Below are 20831 nucleotides of genomic sequence, written 5' to 3' on the forward strand. Positions count from 1 at the left end.
ATGAAATTTATCTTTGCGCGTGTGGTGGGTGACGTTGTTGCAACCGGCCGTCCGGCCAAGCGCTGCCATGAGCAGCAACAGGGCCGTCTGCTGTCGGCCAGCGTTCGGGTGTCGGAGGGGCGGGCATGAACCAGTCCCTGTCATTTTCGCAAACCTACCCGTTGACGGCCGCCCAGCGAGACATCTGGCTGGAGCAAATGGTCCAGGGCGATTCCCCGTTGTACAACATCGGCGGTTACCTGCACATCGAGGGCGCGGTTGACCCCGAGCGGTTCCAGCAGGCGATCGACTTGCTGGTGCAAAAACATGATGCCCTGCGCACGGTATTGCTCTGTGAAGCTGACACAGGTGGCGTGCCGATGCAGACGCTGGTCGATACGCTGGCGGTGCAGGTGCCCGTGCATGATTTGTCTGAACAGTCCGACCCGCAGGCATCGGCACAGGCCTGGGTCCAGCAGCGGATGGCGATGGCGTTCTCGCTGGACGGGGGGCCGCTGTTGCGCCTGGCGCTGCTCAAGCTCAATGACGCTTCGTTTTATTTCGTCATCCAGGTGCATCACATTGTCCTGGATGGCTGGAGCATCGGCTTGATGTTCAAGGAACTCGGCGAGCTCTACAGCGCGCTGGAAAGCAACCAGGCGCCAGACGTATCGGCGCCGTCCTACGTGGCGTTCATCGAGGACGATGCCCGCTATCGCGACTCTCCACGGTTTGCCCGTGAACGAGCGTACTGGCTGGAAAAATACCAGGAAGTCCCACCGCCCTTGTTCGTGGCCCGCCACCGTGATCGCTACCCTGGTCGCATGGCCCCCAGTCGCCATGCCGTATGGCCCTACGCCCAGGCGCTGAACGAGCGAATCGATGCCTTGGCGCAACTGCACCAGTCGTCCCGCTCGGCTGTGTTGCTGGCTGCGCTGTATGTTTATTTTGCTCGCACCACTGGCCGTGAAGAGCTGGTGATCGGCTTGCCGATCCTGAACCGGTCCAACGCGTCCTTCAAGAAAACCATGGGCATGTTCACCCAGGTGAGCGCCGTGCGGTTGCGCTTTGGCGCCGACCTGTCATTCGGCGAGCTGGTCCACGAGGTGGCGCGCACGCTCAAGCAAGACTATCGCCACCAGCGCTTCCCCCTGAGCGACATGAACCGATCGCTGGAGCTGCTGCAGGGTAACCGCGGGCAGTTGTTCGACATATCGTTCTCTTATGAACTGGACGACCACCAATTCATGTTCGGGCAAGCCCCGGCCCGTTCGGTGAAGTACTCGAACGGTCACGAACAGATGCCGTTGGCCATTCACATCCGGAGCAACCCGCACGACGATAACGATTGGTTGCACTGGATCTACAACGCGGCATTTTTCCAGGACGGTGAAATCGAGGCAATGGCCGAGCGCTTCATGCAGGTGCTGGAGCAAGGCTTGAGCAATGACGCATTGCCGATCCGCGGGTTTGTGCTGCCGACGCCGGCCGAAGCCCGCCAGCTACAGGCTTGGAACGCGGACGATGGGCAGCACTATGCGCATGACCGCACGATCCACGGCCTGTTCGAAGCGCAAGCAACCGCGCAGCCCGATGCGGTGGCGGTGGTGCATGAAGACCAGGCATTGACCTACGGCGAGCTCAATACCCGGGCGAACCAGGTTGCCCATCGCCTGCTGGCGCTGGGCGTTCGCCCGGATGACCGGGTGGCGATCTGTGTCGAGCGTGGCCTGGACATGATCGTCGGCTTGTTGGGGATCCTGAAGTCCGGCGCCGGTTACGTGCCGCTGGACCCTGCCTATCCAGCGGAGCGCCTGGCCTTCATGCTCGAGGACAGCACCCCGGTGGCGTTGCTCGCCCAGTCGGCGCTGGAGGCGCAACTGCCGGCGCTGTCTGCCCCGGTGTTATGGCTCGATCAGCCCGCCAGCGCGGGGATCGCCGAGCAATCGTTGCATAACCCCGACGTCGCGGCGCTGACGTCGCACCACCTGGCCTACGTGATCTATACCTCGGGCTCCACCGGCTTGCCCAAGGGCGTGATGGTCGAGCACCGCAACGTCGCGCGGCTGTTCTCGGCGACCCAGCCCTGGTTTGATTTTGGCCCGCAGGATGTGTGGGCGCTGTTCCATTCCTTCGCGTTCGATTTTTCGGTCTGGGAAATCTGGGGGGCGTTGACCCGCGGCGGCCGGTTGTTGGTGGTGCCGCAATGGGTCAGCCGTTCCCCGCAAGACTGCTACGCACTGTTGTGCGAGGCCGGTGTGACGGTACTGAACCAGACGCCAAGCGCCTTCCGGCAATTGATCGCGGCCCAGGGCGAAAGCGACCTGCGCCACAACTTGCGCCAGGTGATTTTTGGCGGGGAAGCGCTGGACACCCGCATTCTCAAGCCGTGGTATGCCCGTGCAACCAATGCCGGGACGCAGTTGGTGAACATGTATGGCATCACCGAAACGACGGTGCACGTGACGTATCGTCCCCTTGAAGCCGCGGACTCTCAGTGGGGCGGGGGCAGCCCGATCGGCAAGCGTATCCCTGATCTGCGCCTGTACCTGCTCGACCCGTACGGCCAGCCCGTGCCGGTGGGCGTGGAAGGCGAGTTGTATGTCGCTGGCGCGGGGGTGGCGCGAGGTTACCTGAACAGGCCCGAACTCAATGACAGCCGTTTCATCGCCGATCCGTTCGACAGCACTGCCGGGGCCCGGATGTATCGCACCGGCGATCTCGGTCGCTGGCAGGAGAACGGTGAGCTGCATTACGTGGGCCGCAACGACGAACAGGTGAAAATCCGTGGCTTCCGTATCGAGCTTGGCGAGATCGAGACGAAGCTGGCGGCATGCGAGGGTGTACGCGAAGCGGTGGTCATCACTCGTGAAGACACGCCGGGCGACCAACGCCTGGTGGCCTATCTGATCGCCAACGAAGGCGCGCAACTGTCGGCGGTCGAACTGCGTTCGCAGCTGCTGGGCTCGTTGACGGACTACATGGTGCCCAGTGCCTTCGTGGTGCTTGAGGCATTCCCGTTGACCACCAACGGCAAGCTCGATCGCAAGGCCCTGCCGGCGCCCGATGCGCAGGCGTATGTCCATCGCATTTTCGAAGCGCCGGTAGGCGACGTGGAAATTGCCCTGGCCGGGCTCTGGACTGAACTGCTCGGCGTCGAACAGGTGGGGCGCCATGACCGCTTCTTCGAACTGGGCGGCCACTCGCTGCTGGCGGTCAAGCTGATCGAGCGCATGCGCCAGGTCAATCTGGACACCGATGTGCGGGTGCTGTTCGGCCAGCCAACCCTGGCGACACTGGCGGCCGTCACGGGGACCCGCGGCGGCATCGTCGTACCGGACAACGCCATTGCCCACGATGCCCAGCGCATCACACCGGACATGCTGCCACTGGCAACGCTGACCCAGGGCGAGATCGACCGTATTGTCGCGGCGGTGCCGGGCGGGGTGAGCAACGTCCAGGACATCTACGCGTTGGTGCCGTTGCAGGAGGGCATTCTTTATCATCACCTGGCGACCACCCAGGGCGACCCCTATCTGCTGCAAGCACTGTTGCGCGTGGGCAGTCGCGAGCAGTTGGATACGTTCGTCCAGGCCTTGCAGGCGGTGATCGAACGGCACGACATCCTGCGTACGTCGGTGATGTGGGAAGACCTGGGCGAGCCGGTCCAAGTGGTCTGGCGCCAGGCCCGGCTGACGGTGGAAGAACTCGCCTTGAATGCCGCCGATGGCGACATCGCCGAGCAGTTGCGGGTCCGCTTCGATCCTCGTCATACCCGCTTCGACCTGCGCCAGGCGCCGATGATGCGCATCCACGTGGCCGAAGACCTCGCCAATGGCAGTTGGGTCGCGGTGTTGCTGTTTCATCATCTGATCGACGATGCCACGTCCCTGGGCATGCTGGGCAAGGAAATCGAGGCACACCTGGAAAACCGTGCGGGTGAGCTGCCCAGGTCCGTGCCTTATCGCAACTATGTGGCGCAGGTGCGCTTGGGCAGCGATCCTGGCCAACATGAAGCGTTCTTCAGCGAAATGCTCGGGGACGTGGACGAGCCGACGCTGCCGTTCGGCTTGCAGGATGTGCAGGGCGACGGCACCGGTATCGAAGAAGCTTCGCTGGCCCTGGCTGCCGACTTGACCCAGCGCCTGCGCACCCAGGCACGACGCCTGGGGGTTAGCACGGCGAGCCTGCACCATTTGGCCTGGGGCCAGGTGGTGGGGCGTTTGTCCGGTCGACAGGATGTGGTGTTCGGGACGGTGTTGATGGGGCGCCTGCACAGCGGCCAGGATGACGGGCATGCCTTGGGCATGTTCGTGAACACGCTGCCGTTGCGTGTCGAGGCCGGGGGGCAGGGGGTACTGGCTGCGCTGAAAACCACCCACGAGCGCCTGGCGGCGTTGCTCGGCCACGAGCATGCGCCATTGTCCCTGGCGCAGCGTTGCAGCGGGGTCGCCGCACCGACGCCACTGTTCAGCGCATTGCTCAATTACCGGCAGACCGCGGTGGCCGCGCAGGCACCCAAGGACGCCGGTCAGGCGCGAACCTGGGCCGGGGTCGAGATCCTCGGCGGCGAAGAGCGGACCAACTACCCACTGTCGCTGTCGATAGACGATCTGGGCGAGTCGTTCGGGTTGACGGTGCAAGCCGTGGCCGGCATCGGCGCGCAGCGTATTTGCGCCTACATGAATACGGTACTCGAAGCGCTGGCCGATGCCCTCGATCAGACGGTCGACACGCCACTGCATGACCTGGATATTGTCCCCGCTCACGAGCGTCGGCGGTTGGTCGAGGACTTCAATGCCTTTGATACTGCCTACCCGGCGGGTTTGCTGATCCATCAGTTGTTCGAAGCCCAGGTCCAGGCCCGGCCGGATGCTGTGGCGCTGACCTATCAGGACGCGTGCCTGAGCTACGGTGAGCTGAATCGGCTGGCGAACCAGATTGCCCATCGCCTGATCGAGCAGGGGATCGGTGCCGATGATCGCGTGGCGATCTGCGTGGACCGCAGCCTGGAAATGGTCGCGGGGCTGGTGGGTATTCTCAAGGCCGGCGCCGCTTATGTGCCCCTGGACCCGGCCTATCCGAGCGAACGCCTGGCCTACATGCTGGAGGACAGTGCGCCCCGGGCGCTGCTGACCCAGCGCGATTTGCAGGCGCGCTTCGCGCAACCGAGCGTGCTGGTGTTGCTGCTCGACGCCGAGGAACGCGATGGTGCCGGCATCAGCGCCCAGCCGCAAACCGATCCGCATGTGAGCGGCCTGGGCCCCGACAACCTGGCGTATGTCATTTATACCTCGGGTTCTACCGGTCAGCCCAAGGGCGTTGCCATGCCGCACCGGGCCCTGGTCAACCTGATGCAGTGGCAAATCGAACAGGCCCGGCAGCAGGGACGCGCGAGCGCCCGCACCTTGCAGTTCGCGGCCCTGGGCTTTGACGTTGCCTTCCAGGAGATGTTCAGCACCCTGTGCGCCGGTGGCGAATTGTCGTTGATCCATGCCGATGTCCGGCTGAATTTCCACCGTTTGTTCCAGCACATCCGCGAACAGCGCATCGAGCGCCTCTACCTGCCCTGCGTCGCCTTGCAGGCGTTGGCCGAAGCGGTGGTGGGCGACGGTGAGCGCGGGCCGCTGGCCTGTCCACTGCTGGATGTCATCACCGCGGGCGAGCAACTGCGCATCACGCCACAGATCCGTGAGTTTTTCGTCCGCCTGGATGGCTGCCGCCTGCACAACCACTACGGGCCGACCGAGTCCCACGTCGCCACCGCGCTGACCTTGCCGGACGATGTCGGCGCCTGGCCTACGCTGCCGGCCGTCGGGCACCCGGTGGCGAACACGCGCATCTATCTGCTGGACGAACACCTGCGCCCGGTTCCGACCGGCGTGGCGGGCGAGATCCACATCGGCGGCGTGTGCGTTGCCCGTGGCTACCTGAACCGCGACGACCTCAGCGGCGAGCGTTTCATCGGCGATCCGTTTGCGGTGGGTGGCCAGGCGCGCCTGTACAAGACCGGTGACCTGGGACGCTACCAGCCCGACGGTTGCATTGAATACCTGGGGCGCAACGACGATCAGATCAAGATCCGCGGTTTCCGTGTCGAGCTGGGAGAAGTCGAGGCCAGGCTTTGCCAGCAGGCCGGGATCAAGGAGGCGGCGGTCATCGCCCGTGAAGACAGCCCTGGCGACAAACGCCTGGTGGCGTATTTCACGCCTGCGGTCGCGGATCTTTGGCCCGACGCCGATGCGCTGCGCGCCCATCTGCAAGCACTGTTGCCGGACTATATGGTCCCGGCGGCCTATGTGCGCCTGGAAAAACTGCCCCTGTCGCCCAACGGCAAACTGGATCGACGGGCGCTGCCGGCACCCGAGGCGGATGCCTTTGCCAGTCGGGCCTATGAAGCACCGCTGGGTGAGGTGGAGACCGTGCTGGCGCGGCTGTGGACCGAGGTCCTCGGCGTGGAGCGGGTGGGCCGGCATGACCACTTCTTCGAGCTGGGCGGGCATTCACTGCTGGCCGTGAAGCTGATCGAAGGCATGCGCCAGGCCGGCCTGAGCGCCGATGTGCGCGTCTTGTTCGGTCAGCCGACCCTGGCGGCCCTGGCCGCGGCGGTGGGCGGTCGCGCTGACATCGTGGTGCCGGCCAATGGCATCGTCGCCGGTTGCCAGCGGATCACGCCGGCCATGCTGCCGCTGGTGTCGTTGGACCAGCCCGCCATCGACCGGATTGTCGCCACGGTGCCTGGCGGGGTCGCGAACGTACAGGACATCTACCCGCTGGCCCCGCTGCAAGAGGGGATTCTCTACCACCACATTGCTGCGCAAGCGGGCGACCCCTATTTGCTGCAAGCCACGTTCGCCCTGGACAGCCGTGCCCGGCTCGATGGGTTCGTCCAGGCGTTGCAGGCGGTGATCGATCGGCACGACATCCTCCGGACCGCCGTGCTTTGGGAAGGCTTCGACCAGCCCTTGCAAGTGGTTTTGCGCCGTACCGAGCTGCTGCTCGAAGAACCGCTGTTGGACCAGGCCCAGGGCGACATCGCCACGCAACTACAAGCGCTTTTCGACCCTCGGCATTGTCGCCTGGATTTAGGCAAGGCGCCGCTGATGCGCCTGGCGTGTGCCTGGGACAGTGCCCAGCAGCGCTGGGTGGCGATCCTGCTGTTCCACCACATCGCCCTGGACCATACGGCCCTGGACGTGATGCAGGACGAAATGCTGGCGTGCCTCAACGGTGAGGGCGAACGCCTGGACGCCGCCATGCCGTACCGCAATTATGTGGCGCAGACCCTGCTGGGCGTCAGCCGCGAGCAACACGAAGGTTTCTTCCGCGACATGCTCGGTGATGTCGAGGAGCCGACGTTGCCGTTCGGGCTGCGTGAAGTACAGGGCGACGGCCGGGGCGTCGACGAGGCCAAGCTGAACCTCGATAGCGCATTGAGCCTGCGCCTGCGCCAGCAGGCGCGCCAGTTGGGCGTGAGCCCGGCGGCCCTGCATCACCTGGCGTGGGCCAGGGTCCTTGGACGCTTGTCCGGGCGCGAAGATGTGGTCTTCGGCACCGTGTTGTTGGGCCGCATGCAGAGCGGCGAAGGCTCTGATCGTGCGCTGGGCATGTTCATCAATACCTTGCCGCTGCGGGTGAAAGTGGGCGCCGAGGACGTACGCACGGGCGTCAAGGCGACCCATGAGCGCCTGACCGCGTTGCTCGGTCATGAACACGCCTCGTTGGCGCTGGCCCAGCGCTGCAGCGGCGTGCCGGCTGCGTTGCCGTTGTTCAGCGCCTTGCTGAACTACCGCCACAGCCCGCTTCAGGACAACGACGGCATCGAGCGTTGGGCGGGGGCGCAGGTGCTGGCGGTCATGGAACGGACCAATTATCCGTGCATGGTGTCGGTCGATGACCAGGGCGAAGGCTTCTTGTTGACTGTGCAGACCGCTGGCGCCGTCGATGCCCGGCAGGTCGGCGCCTACATGGAGACAGCCCTGGCGAGCCTGGTGGAGGCGCTGGAATTCGCGCCTCGGTCACCGGTCAACGGGCTGGATATCCTGCCGGGTGACGAGCGTTGGCAGTTGTTGCGGGATTTCAACGCCACCGAGGCTGACTATCCGCGCAAGCAGACGATTCATGGGTTGTTCGAGGCGCAGGTGCAGCGTACGCCGGATGCCGTCGCGGTGATCCGTGGCGAGCAGCGCCTGAGCTACCGCGAGTTGAACGAACGGGCCAACCGCCTGGCCCATTACCTGCGCGAGCAGGGCGTAGAGCCGGACTCGCGGGTGGCGATCTGTGTCGAGCGCGGTATCGACATGGTTGTTGGGTTGCTGGCGATTCTCAAGGCCGGTGGCGGTTATGTGCCGCTGGATCCGGCGTACCCGCTGGATCGGATTGCCTACATGCTCGAAGACAGTGCGCCGGCGGCGGTGTTGGCGCAGGCTGCAACGGTCGGGTTGTTGGCCGGTGCTTCGATGCCAGTGATCGATTTGGACAGCGAGCTGTGGCAGGACGAGTCCGTCCGGAATCCGGAGGTCGCTGAGCTGACGTCCTCGCACCTGGCCTATGTCATCTACACCTCGGGTTCGACTGGCCTGCCTAAAGGCGTGATGATCGAACACCGCAACACGGTGAACTTCCTGACCTGGGCCCATCGTTCGTTCGACTCAAAGATATTGTCGAAAACCTTGTTCTCGACCTCGCTGAACTTCGACTTGGCCGTCTACGAGTGCTTCGCGCCGCTGACCTCCGGCGGCAGCATCGACGTGGTCACTAATGTGCTGGAACTGCAACAGGGCGAGCACGACATCACCCTGATCAACACCGTGCCGTCTGCCCTCAAGGCCTTGTTGGAGTCCGGAGGGCTGGGCGAGGGCGTCGACACGGTCAACGTCGCTGGTGAAGCCTTGAAGCGCAGTCTGGTGGAAACGTTGTTCGAACAGACCCAGGTCAAGCGCCTGTGCAACCTCTACGGCCCGTCGGAAACCACGACGTATTCGAGTTGGGTGTCGATGGCCCGTGAGGAAGGATTTGCCGCGCACATCGGCAAACCGGTGGCCAACACTCAGTTCTATCTGCTGGATGAACACAAACAACCGGTGCCATTGGGCGTACTGGGGGAAATCTACATCGGTGGCGCTGGGGTCGCGCGCGGTTATCTCAATCGTGACGACCTCACGGCCGAGCGTTTCCTGAAAGACCCGTTCAGCACGGCTCCAAACGCTCGCATGTATCGCACCGGCGACCTGGGCCGCTACCTGCCGGACGGCAACATCGAATACCTGGGCCGCAACGACGATCAGGTCAAGATCCGTGGTTTCCGCATCGAACTGGGGGAGATCGAAGCCAAGCTCGCTCAACACGATGCCTTGAACGAAGCCGTGGTCCTGGCTCGTGAAGACATACCGGGCGACAAGCGCCTGGTGGCCTATTTCACCCAACACTCGCCGGACGAAACCGTCGACATCGAAACCCTGCGCGCTCACCTGCAAACACAACTGCCTGACTACATGGTACCCATGGCCTACGTCCGACTGGACGCACTGCCCCTGACACCGAACGGCAAACTCGACCGCAAGGTCCTGCCGGCACCGGACCTCGATGCCGTCATCTCCCGAGGCTACGAAGCCCCGCAAGGCGAAACCGAAACCGTCCTGGCGCAAATCTGGCAGGACCTGCTGGGCCTGGAGCAAGTCGGTCGCCACGACCATTTCTTCGAACTGGGCGGGCATTCCCTACTGGCGGTCAGCCTGATCGAGCGGATGCGCCAGGCCGGTCAGAGCGCCGACGTGCGCGTGCTGTTCAATCAACCGACCCTGGCTGCGCTGGCAGCCGCGGTGGGTGATGACGGTGATGAAGTCGACGTCCCGGCCAACCTGATTCCACTGGGTTGCACCCACATTACTCCGGCGATGCTGCCGCTGGCCGCGTTGAGCCAGGAGGCCATCGACCGCATCGTGGCGGCCGTACCGGGTGGTGCGCGCAATGTGCAGGATATTTATCCGTTGGCGCCATTGCAGGAGGGCATTCTCTACCATCACCTGTCGGCCGGGCAGGGCGATCCCTATGTCTTGCAGGCACAGTTTGCCTTTGACAGTCGTGACCGCCTCGACGCTTTCACCCAGGCCCTGCAGGGGGTGATCGACCGCCATGACATCCTGCGCACCGCCATGGCCTGGGAAGGTCTGGACGCGCCAGTGCAGGTGGTCTGGCGCAAGGCATCGCTGGGCGTGGAGCAAGTGCTCCTCGGTACCGGGGGTGGCGACATCGCCGGTCAATTGAAGGCGCGTTTTGACGCCAGCCAGCATCGCCTGGATATCCGTGAGGCGCCGTTGATGTGCATCCGGTTTGCCGAGGATGTGCTCAACCAGCGTTGGGTGGCGAGCTTGCTGTTCCACCACATGGCGCTGGACCATACGGCGCTGGACGTGGTGCGACACGAGATGCAGGCGCACCTGCTGGGCCAGGCCGGCCAGTTGGGCGAGGCGGTGCCGTATCGCAACTACGTGGCCCAGGCCTGCCTGGGCGTGAGCCGTGAAGCGCACGAGGCATTTTTCCGCGACATGCTCGGTGCCATCGACGAGCCGACGCTGCCGTTCGGCCTGCAGGATGTACGCGGCGATGGCAGCCTTGTCGAGGAAGCCCGGCAGGGTCTCGCGACTGATTTGAGCCGACGCCTGCGCACCCAGGCCCGCCGTCTGGGGGTGAGCGCGGCGGCCTTGCATCACTTGGCCTGGGCCCAGGTATTGGGCCGCGTTTCGGGGCGCGACGAGGTGGTGTTTGGCACGGTGCTGATGGGACGAATGCAGGGCGGCGAAGGCGCCGACCGGGCCTTGGGGATGTTTATCAACACCTTGCCGATTGGCGTACAGGTCGGTGCGCAAAGCGTGCGCGACGGTGTCCTGGCGACCCACGCACGGCTGACCGGCCTGTTGGGCCATGAACACGCCTCCCTGGCGTTGGCCCAGCGTTGCAGTGGCGTCACGGCACCGACGCCGCTGTTCAGTGCGTTGCTCAACTACCGCCATTCGGTCGCCGAGCCCATCGCGTTGCAAGCGTCGTCAGCCTGGCAAGGGATCGAGGCCCTGGGCGGCGAAGAACGCACCAATTATCCGCTGACGATGAGCGTCGATGACCTGGGGGAAGATTTCAGCCTGACGGCGCAAGTCGAGCCCCGGATCGGTGCGCAACGCGTCTGTGGCTATCTGCAGGTGGCGTTGGAAAACCTGGTTGATGCGTTGGAGCATGCGCCGCAGGCGCCGTTGCACAGCCTGGCAATAATGCCGTCGGTCGAACGCAAGCAATTACTTGAAAGCTGGAATGAGACGGAGGCGGTGTATGCCCATGACGCCTTGATTCATGGGCAGTTCGAGGCCAAGGCCTCGGCGCAGCCTGACGCGGTGGCAGTGACATTCGAAGATCGGACGCTGACCTACGGCGAACTCAACGCTCGAGCGAACCAGGTCGCCCATCGTCTGTTGTCCCTGGGTATTCGCCCGGATGACCGGGTGGCGATTTGCGTCGAACGTGGCCTGGACATGATCGTTGGCCTGCTGGGCATCCTCAAGGCCGGTGCAGGGTATGTGCCGTTGGCCCCGGCCTATCCGGCCGAACGCATCGCCTACATGCTCGAGGACAGCGCTCCCGTGGCAATCGTGGTACACGCCGCAACCCGGGACCTGCTGGCCGAGGAGGCGGTGCGCGTCATCGACCTCGACAGCCCGACGCTACACAGCCAGGCCGTGGCCAATCCTCAAGTACCAGGCCTGACTTCGTCGCACCTGGCCTACGTGATCTACACCTCCGGCTCCACCGGATTACCCAAGGGCGTGATGGTCGAGCACCGCAACGTCGCACGGCTGTTTTCCGCGACCCAGCCATGGTTCGAGTTTGGCCCGCAGGATGTGTGGGCGCTGTTCCATTCCTTCGCCTTCGATTTCTCGGTCTGGGAAATCTGGGGCGCATTGACCCATGGCGGCCGCTTGCTGGTGGTGCCGCAACTGGTCAGCCGTTCACCGCAAGACTGCTATGCCTTGTTGTGCGAAGCGGGGGTGACCGTTCTCAACCAGACGCCGAGTGCCTTCCGCCAGTTGATCGCGGCCCAGGGTGAAAGCGACCTGCAGCACAGCCTGCGCCAGGTGATCTTCGGTGGCGAAGCCCTGGATACCGGCATCCTCAAGCCGTGGTATGCCCGCGAGGGCAATGCCCGGACGCAACTGGTCAATATGTACGGCATCACCGAAACGACGGTGCACGTGACGTACCGTCCGCTCGAAGCGGCCGACGCGCAGTTGGTCGGTGTCAGCCCGATCGGCAAGCGTATTCCCGACCTGCAACTGTACGTGCTCGACGCCCAGCGCGAGCCGGTACCGGTGGGCGTGGTCGGCGAAATGTATGTGGGCGGTGCGGGTGTCAGTCGTGGCTACTTGAACCGTGACGAACTGACCGCCGAGCGTTTCCTCGCCAACCCGTTCAGCCCCGAGCCGAACGCCCGGATGTACAAGACCGGTGACCTGGGGCGCTGGCTGGCGGACGGCAGCATCGAATACCTGGGCCGTAATGACGACCAGGTGAAGATCCGTGGTTTCCGTATCGAGTTGGGCGAGATCGAAGCGGCGTTGGCGGCTTGCGAGGGGGTCAGCGAGGCGGTGTTGATTGCCCGTGAAGACGAGCCGGGCGACAAGCGTCTGGTCGCTTACGTGATTGCCAACGAAGACGTGCAACTGTCGGCCGCCAAGCTGCGCACCGAATTGTTGGGTTCGCTCGCGGAATACATGGTACCGAGCGCCTTCGTGACATTGGCCTCCTTCCCGCTGACCACCAACGGCAAGCTCGACCGCAAGGCGCTGCCGGCACCGGATCAGTCGTCGGTGGCGACTCGCGAATACGAAGCCCCGCAAGGCGAGGCCGAGACCGTCATCGCCGCGATCTGGCAAGACCTGCTGGACCTGGAACGAATCGGTCGTCACGACAACTTTTTCGAGCTGGGCGGCCACTCGCTGTTGGCCGTAAAAATGATCGAGCGCATGCGCCACGCTGGCTTGAGTGCTGACGTGCGGGTGCTGTTCAGTCAGCCAACGCTGGCCGCGCTGGCTGCTTCGGTCGGCGGGCACACCGAAGTCGTGGTACCGGCCAATGGCATCCCGGATGGCTGCACACGGATTACCCCGGGCATGTTGCCGCTGGCCGAGCTGTCTCAGGATGAGATTGAGCACATTGTCGCGACAGTGCCCGGTGGCGCGGCGAACGTTCAGGACATCTACGCCCTGGCGCCTCTTCAAGAAGGGATTTTGTACCACCACCTCGCCGCTGCCCAGGGCGACCCCTACCTGCAATATGTGATGTTCGCCTTCGACAGCTTCAGCCGTCTGGACGATTTCACCCAGGCGTTGCAGGCTGTCGTCGCCCGTCACGATATTCTGCGCACGGGCGTGCTCTGGGAAGGCCTGGCCGAACCCGTGCAGGTGGTCTGGCGTGAAGCCCGGCTGGCAGTCGAGGCGGTGACGCTGGACCCGGTGGCCGGCGATATCGCCACGCAACTGCATGAGCGTTTCGACCCCCGGCACTATCGCCTGGACATCCGTCAGGCACCGTTGATGCGGGTCGCTTATACGCAAGACACGGTGAACCAGCGCTGGGTGGGCATCCTGCTGTTCCACCACCTGGTGGACGATGCCACGTCGCTGGCGGTGCTGTCGGCCGAAATCGAGGCGCACATGCTCGGTCAGGCGCAACGCTTGCCGGCCTCGGTGCCGTACCGCAACTACGTGGCCCAGGCCCGGTTGGGGGTGAGTCGTGAGGCCCACGAACAGTTTTTCCGCGACATGCTCGGCGACATTGACGAGCCGACGCTGCCGTTCGGCTTGCAGGATGTGCAAGGCGATGGTAGCGGCATCGAGGAGGTCCGCCAGGACGTCGAGGTGGACCTGAGTCGCCGGTTGCGGGCCCAGGCGCGTCAACTCGGTGTGAGCGCGGCGAGCCTGTACCATCTGGTCTGGGCGCAGGTGCTGGGTCAGGTAGCCGGTCGCGAAGACGTGGTGTTCGGCACGGTGCTCATGGGCCGGATGCAGGGCGGCGAGGGGGCCGACCGTGCGCTGGGGATGTTCATCAATACCTTGCCGTTGCGAGTGAGCCTGGGACAAACCAGTGTTCATGCCGCTGTGAAAGCAACCCATGCACGGCTGACTGAGTTGCTGGGCCACGAGCACGCCTCGTTGGTGCTGGCGCAACGCTGCAGTGGCGTGGAGGCGCCGACGCCGTTGTTCAGTGCCTTGCTCAACTATCGCCACATTGGCTCGACGACCTCGACCGAGGCATTGTCGGCCTGGAACGGTATCCAGGTGCTCGGTGGCGAAGAGCGGACCAACTACCCGTTGACATTGTCGGTGGATGACCTGGGCGAAGCATTCAGCTTCACCGTCATGACCCCGGCGCGGATCGGCGCCCAGCGCCTTTGTGGTTACGTGCAGCGAACGCTGGAGGGGCTGATCCAGATGTTGGAGCAGACGCCGGAGGCGCCGCTGCATCGGCTGTCGATCCTGCCCGCTTCGGAGTATGAGCAACTACTGGTGGCGTTCAACGCCACGCAGTCGGATTACCCGCTGGAACAGACGATTCATGGGTTGTTCGAGGCGCAGGTGCAGCGTACGCCGGATGCGGTGGCGGTGATTCGCGGCGAGCAGCGCCTGACTTATCGCGAGTTGAACGAGCGGGCTAACCGCCTGGCCCATTACCTGCGCGAGCAGGGCGTAGAGCCGGACTCGCGGGTGGCGATCTGCGTCGAGCGCGGTATCGACATGGTCGTGGGGCTGTTGGCGATCCTCAAGGCCGGTGGTGGTTATGTGCCGCTGGATCCGGCGTACCCGCTGGATCGGATTGCCTACATGTTGGAAGACAGCGCGCCAGCAGCGGTGTTGGCGCAGGACGCTACGGTTGGGCTGTTGAGCGATGCCTCGATGGCCGTGATCAATCTCGACAGCGGTTTGTGGCAGGACGAATCCGTCCGGAATCCCGAGATCGCCGAGCTGACCTCCTCGCACCTGGCTTACGTGATCTACACCTCGGGTTCGACCGGCCTGCCTAAAGGCGTGATGATCGAGCACCGCAACACGGTGAATTTCTTGACCTGGGCGCATCGTTCCTTCGATGACGCTACGTTGTCGAAAACCCTGTTCTCCACCTCGCTGAACTTCGACTTGGCGGTCTACGAATGCTTCGCGCCGCTGACCTCCGGCGGCAGCATCGACGTGGTCACTAATGTGCTGGAACTGCAACAGGGCGAACACGACATCACCCTGATCAACACCGTGCCGTCAGCGCTCAAGGCGTTGCTGGAGTCCGGTGGTGTAGGCGAGGGCGTCGACACGGTCAACGTCGCTGGTGAAGCCTTGAAGCGCAGCCTGGTGGAAGCCTTGTTCGAACAGACCCAGGTCAAGCGCCTGTGCAACCTCTACGGCCCGTCGGAGACCACGACGTATTCGAGTTGGGTGTCGATGGCCCGCGAAGACGGCTTTGCCGCCCACATCGGCAAACCGGTGGCGAATACGCAGTTCTATCTGCTGGATGAACATAAACAACCGGTGCCATTGGGCGTACCGGGGGAAATCTATATCGGTGGCGCTGGGGTCGCTCGTGGTTATCTCAATCGTGACGACCTCACGGCCGAGCGTTTCCTGAAAGACCCGTTCAGCACGGCTCCAAACGCCCGCATGTATCGCACCGGCGACCTGGGCCGCTACCTGCCGGACGGCAACATCGAATACCTGGGCCGCAACGACGACCAAGTCAAGATCCGTGGTTTCCGCATCGAACTGGGTGAGATCGAAGCCAAGCTTGCCCGCCACGAAGCGCTGAAAGAAACCGTAGTCCTGGCCCGTGAAGACGTGCCGGGCGACAAACGCCTGGTGGCCTATTTCACCCAGAATTCACCAGTCGACATCGAAGCCCTGCGCACGCACCTGCAAGCGCAGTTGCCAGCGTATATGGTGCCCGCCGCCTACGTGCGCCTGGATGCACTGCCCCTGACACCGAACGGCAAACTCGACCGCAAGGCCCTGCCGGCACCGGACCTCGATGCCGTCATCTCCAGAGGCTACGAAGCCCCACAAGGCGACACCGAAACCGTCCTGGCGCAAATCTGGCAGGACCTGCTGGGCCTGGAGCAAGTCGGTCGCCACGACCATTTCTTCGAACTGGGCGGGCATTCCCTACTGGCGGTCAGCCTGATCGAGCGGATGCGCCAGGCCGGTCAGAGCGCCGACGTGCGCGTACTATTCGGCCAACCCACCCTCGCGGCGTTGGCCGCAGCAGTGGGCAGGGGGCGCGAAGTCGTCGTGCCGGCCAACCGGATCCCGCGCGACTGCGCGTGGATCACTCCCGACATGCTGCCACTGGTTATCCTTGACCAGGAAACCATCGACCGCATCGTGTCGACGGTACCGGGTGGTGTGCGCAATGTGCAGGATATCTATCCGCTGGCACCGTCGCAGGAAGGCATCCTCTATCACCACCTTTCAGCCGAACAGGGCGATCCCTATGTGTTGCAGGCTCGGTTTGCCTTGCAGGGCAGGCAGCGTCTCGACGATTTCGTCCAGGCCCTGCAAGGTGTCATCGACCGCCATGACATCCTGCGTACCGCCATGCTGTGGAAAGGCCTCGACGCGCCTCTGCAAGTGGTCTGGCGTGAAGCCCGGCTGGGGCTGGAGGAGCTCGTCCTGGATCCGCAAGCCGGGGATATCATTCAGCAGCTACATAGCCGTTTTGACGCCAGGCGCTATGCCCTGGACATTACCCAGGCGCCGCTGATCCGTCTGGCATTTGCAGAGGACAAACCCAACCAGCGCTGGGTCGCGATGTTGCTGTTTCACCACATGGCCCTCGATCACACGGCGCTGGAAGTGGTGCGAAACGAAATGCAGGCGCACCTGCTGGGCCAGGCCGATCAGTTGGGCGAGGCGGTGCCGTATCGCAACTATGTGGCCCAAGCCTGCCTGGGCGTCAGCCGTGAAGAGCACGAGGCGTTTTTCCGCGAAATGCTCGGTGACATCGACGAGCCGACGCTGCCGTTCGGCTTGCAGGATGTCCAGGGTGATGGCTCTGATATCGAGGAAGCCAGGCTGGTCCTCGACAGCGGTCTGAGCCGTCGCCTGCGTCGCCTGGCGCGTCAGTCGGGCGTGGGTGCTGCCAGCTTGCACCATTTGGCTTGGGCTCAGGTGTTGGGGCGTGTCTCGGGTAAGAACGATGTGGTGTTCGGTACGGTGCTGATGGGCCGGATGCAGGGCGGCGAAGGTGCCGACCATGCATTGGGCATGTTCATCAACACCTTGCCGCTGCGCGTCGCTGTCGATGACCGGGACGTCAAGGCCGGCTTGAAGGCGGTCCACGGGCGATTGACCGCATTGCTGGGGCATGAGCATGCCTCGTTGGCATTGGCCCAGCGCTGCAGCGCGGTCAGTGCACCCACACCCTTGTTCAGTGCCTTGTTGAACTACCGTCACTCCAGCGAACAGCCCGGGTCGGAAGATGCCCTGTCGGCTTGGCAGGGCATCGCGACCCTGGGCAGCGAAGAGCGCACCAATTACCCGCTGACGCTGTCGGTAGACGATTTGGGTGAAGATTTCGCCCTGACCGTTCTTGCCGTCGCCGGCGTTGGCGCCGGGCGGGTCTGCGGCTACATGAATGCCGCGCTGCAAAGCCTTGCCACGGCATTGGAATCCAGCTACGCATCACCACTGTACAGTCTGGCTATATTGTCGTCAGCCGAGCGCCAGCAACTGCTGACAGGCTTCAACATGACCACTTGCGACTATCCGCGCGATAGCACCGTTCACGCCGTGTTCCAGGCGCAGGTCCTCGCCCGTCCAGATGCCACGGCCGCGGTACAGGGCGCGCAAGGCCTGACTTACCGCGAACTCAATGCCAGGGCGAACCGCCTGGCTCATCATTTGATCGAACTGGGCGTACAACCGGGCCAGCACGTGGCGATCCTGTTGGAGCGTTCGCTTGACCTGCTGGTCAGCCAGTTGGCTGTCCTCAAGTGCGCGGCGGTCTATGTGCCACTGGACACCAACGCGCCAACGGAACGTCAGCAGTTTATGGTGCGCGACAGCGGCGCGGGCGTGGTACTGACCGTCAGTGGCAAAACGCTGGAGCCTGGCACTCGGCGTGTGGACTTGGACAGGGTCGCCCTCGACAGCCTGCCAGCCCATGACCCGCAACTGCCACAGTCGAGCGAAATGCCGGCCTACATCATGTACACCTCAGGCTCCACCGGCACGCCGAAAGGCGTGCTGGTGCCACACCGGGCGATCAATCGGTTGGTGATCAACAACGGCTATGCCGATTTCAACGCCCGGGACCGGGTCGCCTTCGCCTCCAACCCGGCCTTCGACGCCAGTACCCTGGACGTCTGGGCGCCGTTGCTCAACGGCGGTTGCGTGGTGGTGGTCGAGCAGGACGTGTTGCTGTCCCAGGAACGTTTTGCCGCGCTATTGGCCGAGCAGTCGGTCAGCGTGTTGTGGATGACGGCCGGTCTGTTCCATCAATACGCTTCGGCACTGACGGATGTTTTCCGGGAATTGCGCTATCTGATCGTAGGTGGCGATGTACTCGACCCGACGGTCATCGATCATGTCCTGAAAGAAGGTGCGCCGGCTCATCTGCTCAATGGCTACGGCCCGACGGAAGCCACGACGTTCTCCACCACCCACGAAATCAAGACCGTGGGCGCGGGCAGCATCCCGATCGGTCGGCCGCTCGGCAACACCCGGGTCTACATATTGGATGCATACCAGCAGCCAGTGCCCATCGGCGTGGCGGGCGAGTTGTACATCGGTGGCGATGGCATCGCAAAAGGTTATCTGAACCGCCCCGAACTGACCGTCGAGAAGTTCGTCGCCGATCCGTTCAGTGCCGATCCGGATGCCTTGCTGTACCGCACCGGCGACCTGGCGCGCTGGTTGCCGGAGGGTACGGTCGAGTACCTGGGGCGTAACGACGACCAGGTGAAAATCCGTGGTTTCCGCATCGAGCCGGGCGAAATCGAAGCCAGGCTCGCCAAGCATGACGACGTCAAGGATGCCGTAATCCTGGTGCGCGAAGACGTCCCGGGCGAGAAGACCCTGGTGGCATACTTCACGCTGCGCGAGCCGAGCGAGGCTATGGATATCCAGGCCCTGCGCGCGCATCTGCAAGCGCAGTTGCCGGACTACATGGTCCCGGTGGCTTATGTGCGCCTTGATGTACTGCCGTTGACCGCGAACGGCAAAGTGGATCGCAAGGTACTGCCTGCACCGGATGTGCATGCGCTCGTTACCCGCGACTATGAAGCCCCGCAAGGCGAAGTCGAAGCGACGCTGGCGTTGCTGTGGGCGGAGCTGCTCGATGTGGAGCGGGTCGGTCGCCACGATCACTTCTTCGAACTGGGCGGCCATTCGCTGTTGGCGGTCAAGCTGATCGAGAAGATGCGTCAGCTCGGCTTGAGCGCCGATGTGCGGGTGCTGTTCAGCCAGCCGACCCTCGCGGCGCTGGCCGCGGCGGTGGGCGGCGGGAGCGAGGTGCACGTCCCGGCGAACCTGATTGTCGCGGACTGCGCACGGATCACCCCGGCCATGTTGCCATTGATGGATCTCGATCAGGAGGCGATTGACCGGATCGTGGCGACGGTACCGGGCGGTGTTGGCAACGTGCAGGACATCTATCCGCTGGCGCCATTGCAGGAAGGCATTCTCTATCATCACTTGGTCGCCGGGCAGGGCGATCCCTATGTCTTGCAGGCGTCGTTCGAGTTGCAGAGTCGAGAGCGGCTGACGGCGTTCGTGGATGCCTTGCAACACGTCATTGACCGGCATGACATCCTGCGCACCAGCGTGGTGTGGCAAGGCTTCGACTCGCCGATACAAGTGGTGTGGCGCGAGGCGAAACTGCACCTGGAGGAGGTCGCCCTTGACGGCGCCGCAGGCGATGTCGCCGCCTGGTTGCAGAGCCGTTTCGACCCGCGGCATTACCGCCTGGATATCACTCAGGCGCCGATGATGCGGTTGGCCTTCGCCGAAGATGCGTCCAACCAGCGCTGGGTGGCGGTGCTGTTGTTCCACCATATGGCGCTGGATCACACCGCCATGGAGGTGGTGCAGCACGAAATGCAGGCACACCTGCTGGGTGAGGCGGATCAATTGGGTGCCGCGGTGCCGTATCGCAACTACGTGGCCCAGGCCCGGTTGGGAGCGGGCCAACAGGCGCACGAAGCGTTTTTCCGCGAGATGCTTGGCGACATGGATGAGCCAACACTGCCGTTCGGTTTGCAGGATGTGCAGGGCGATGGACGGGATATCGAACACGCCTCGCAACCGCTGGATGCGGCGTTGAGCTTGCGTCTGCGAGCCCTGGCGCGTCAGCTCGGCGTGAGTGCCGCGAGCCTGTTGCACCTGGCCTGGGCGCAGGTGTTGGGTAAGGTGTCCGGCAAGGACGACGTGGTGTTCGGCACGGTACTGATGGGCCGGATGCAGGGTGGTGATGGCGCCGACCGGGCACTGGGCATGTTCATCAACACCTTGCCTCTGCGCGTTGATGTGGGTGAGCAAACGGTACGCACGGGAGTGAAAACAACCCATGCACGGTTGACCGCATTGTTGGGGCATGAACATGCACCGCTGGTGCTGGCACAACGCTGCAGTGGCGTGGAGGCTCCCCTGCCGCTATTCAGTGGGCTGTTGAACTACCGCCATAGCGTTGTGGCCGACTCATCGGCGCAGTATCAAGCCGCATGGTCCGGTATCGAGGGGCTTGGTGGCGAAGAGCGCACCAACTACCCGCTGACATTGAACGTCGATGACTTGGGCGAAGGTTTTACCTTGTCTGTGTTGGTGACA

2 protein-coding genes (1 of these 2 running past the window's edge) are annotated in these 20831 nt (G+C 63.7%); both read left to right on the top strand.

Annotation, left to right across the window (positions count from 1 at the left end; genetic code table 11):
* Window positions 1–129 carry a hypothetical protein gene (locus HU715_RS27445; protein WP_264083856.1) on the top strand — a complete coding sequence of 43 codons (129 nt, stop codon included), beginning with the start codon at window positions 1–3 and terminating at the stop codon, window positions 127–129.
* On the top strand, window positions 126–20831 hold the 5' portion of the coding sequence (locus HU715_RS07150) for a non-ribosomal peptide synthase/polyketide synthase (protein WP_186710152.1). It continues 8415 nt past the right edge of the window; only the first 20706 of its 29121 coding nucleotides appear in the window; it begins with the start codon at window positions 126–128; its stop codon lies off the right edge, out of view. The genes HU715_RS27445 and HU715_RS07150 overlap by 4 nt, the downstream gene beginning before the upstream one ends.

This window comes from Pseudomonas zanjanensis, from assembly GCF_014268745.2.
Lineage (GTDB): Bacteria > Pseudomonadota > Gammaproteobacteria > Pseudomonadales > Pseudomonadaceae > Aquipseudomonas > Aquipseudomonas zanjanensis.

What these genes read in the sequence shown, in the direction of transcription:
- HU715_RS27445 (WP_264083856.1), top strand. Translation starts at nt 1, where the DNA reads ATGAAATTTATCTTTGCGCGTGTGGTGGGTGACGTTGTTGCAACCGGC.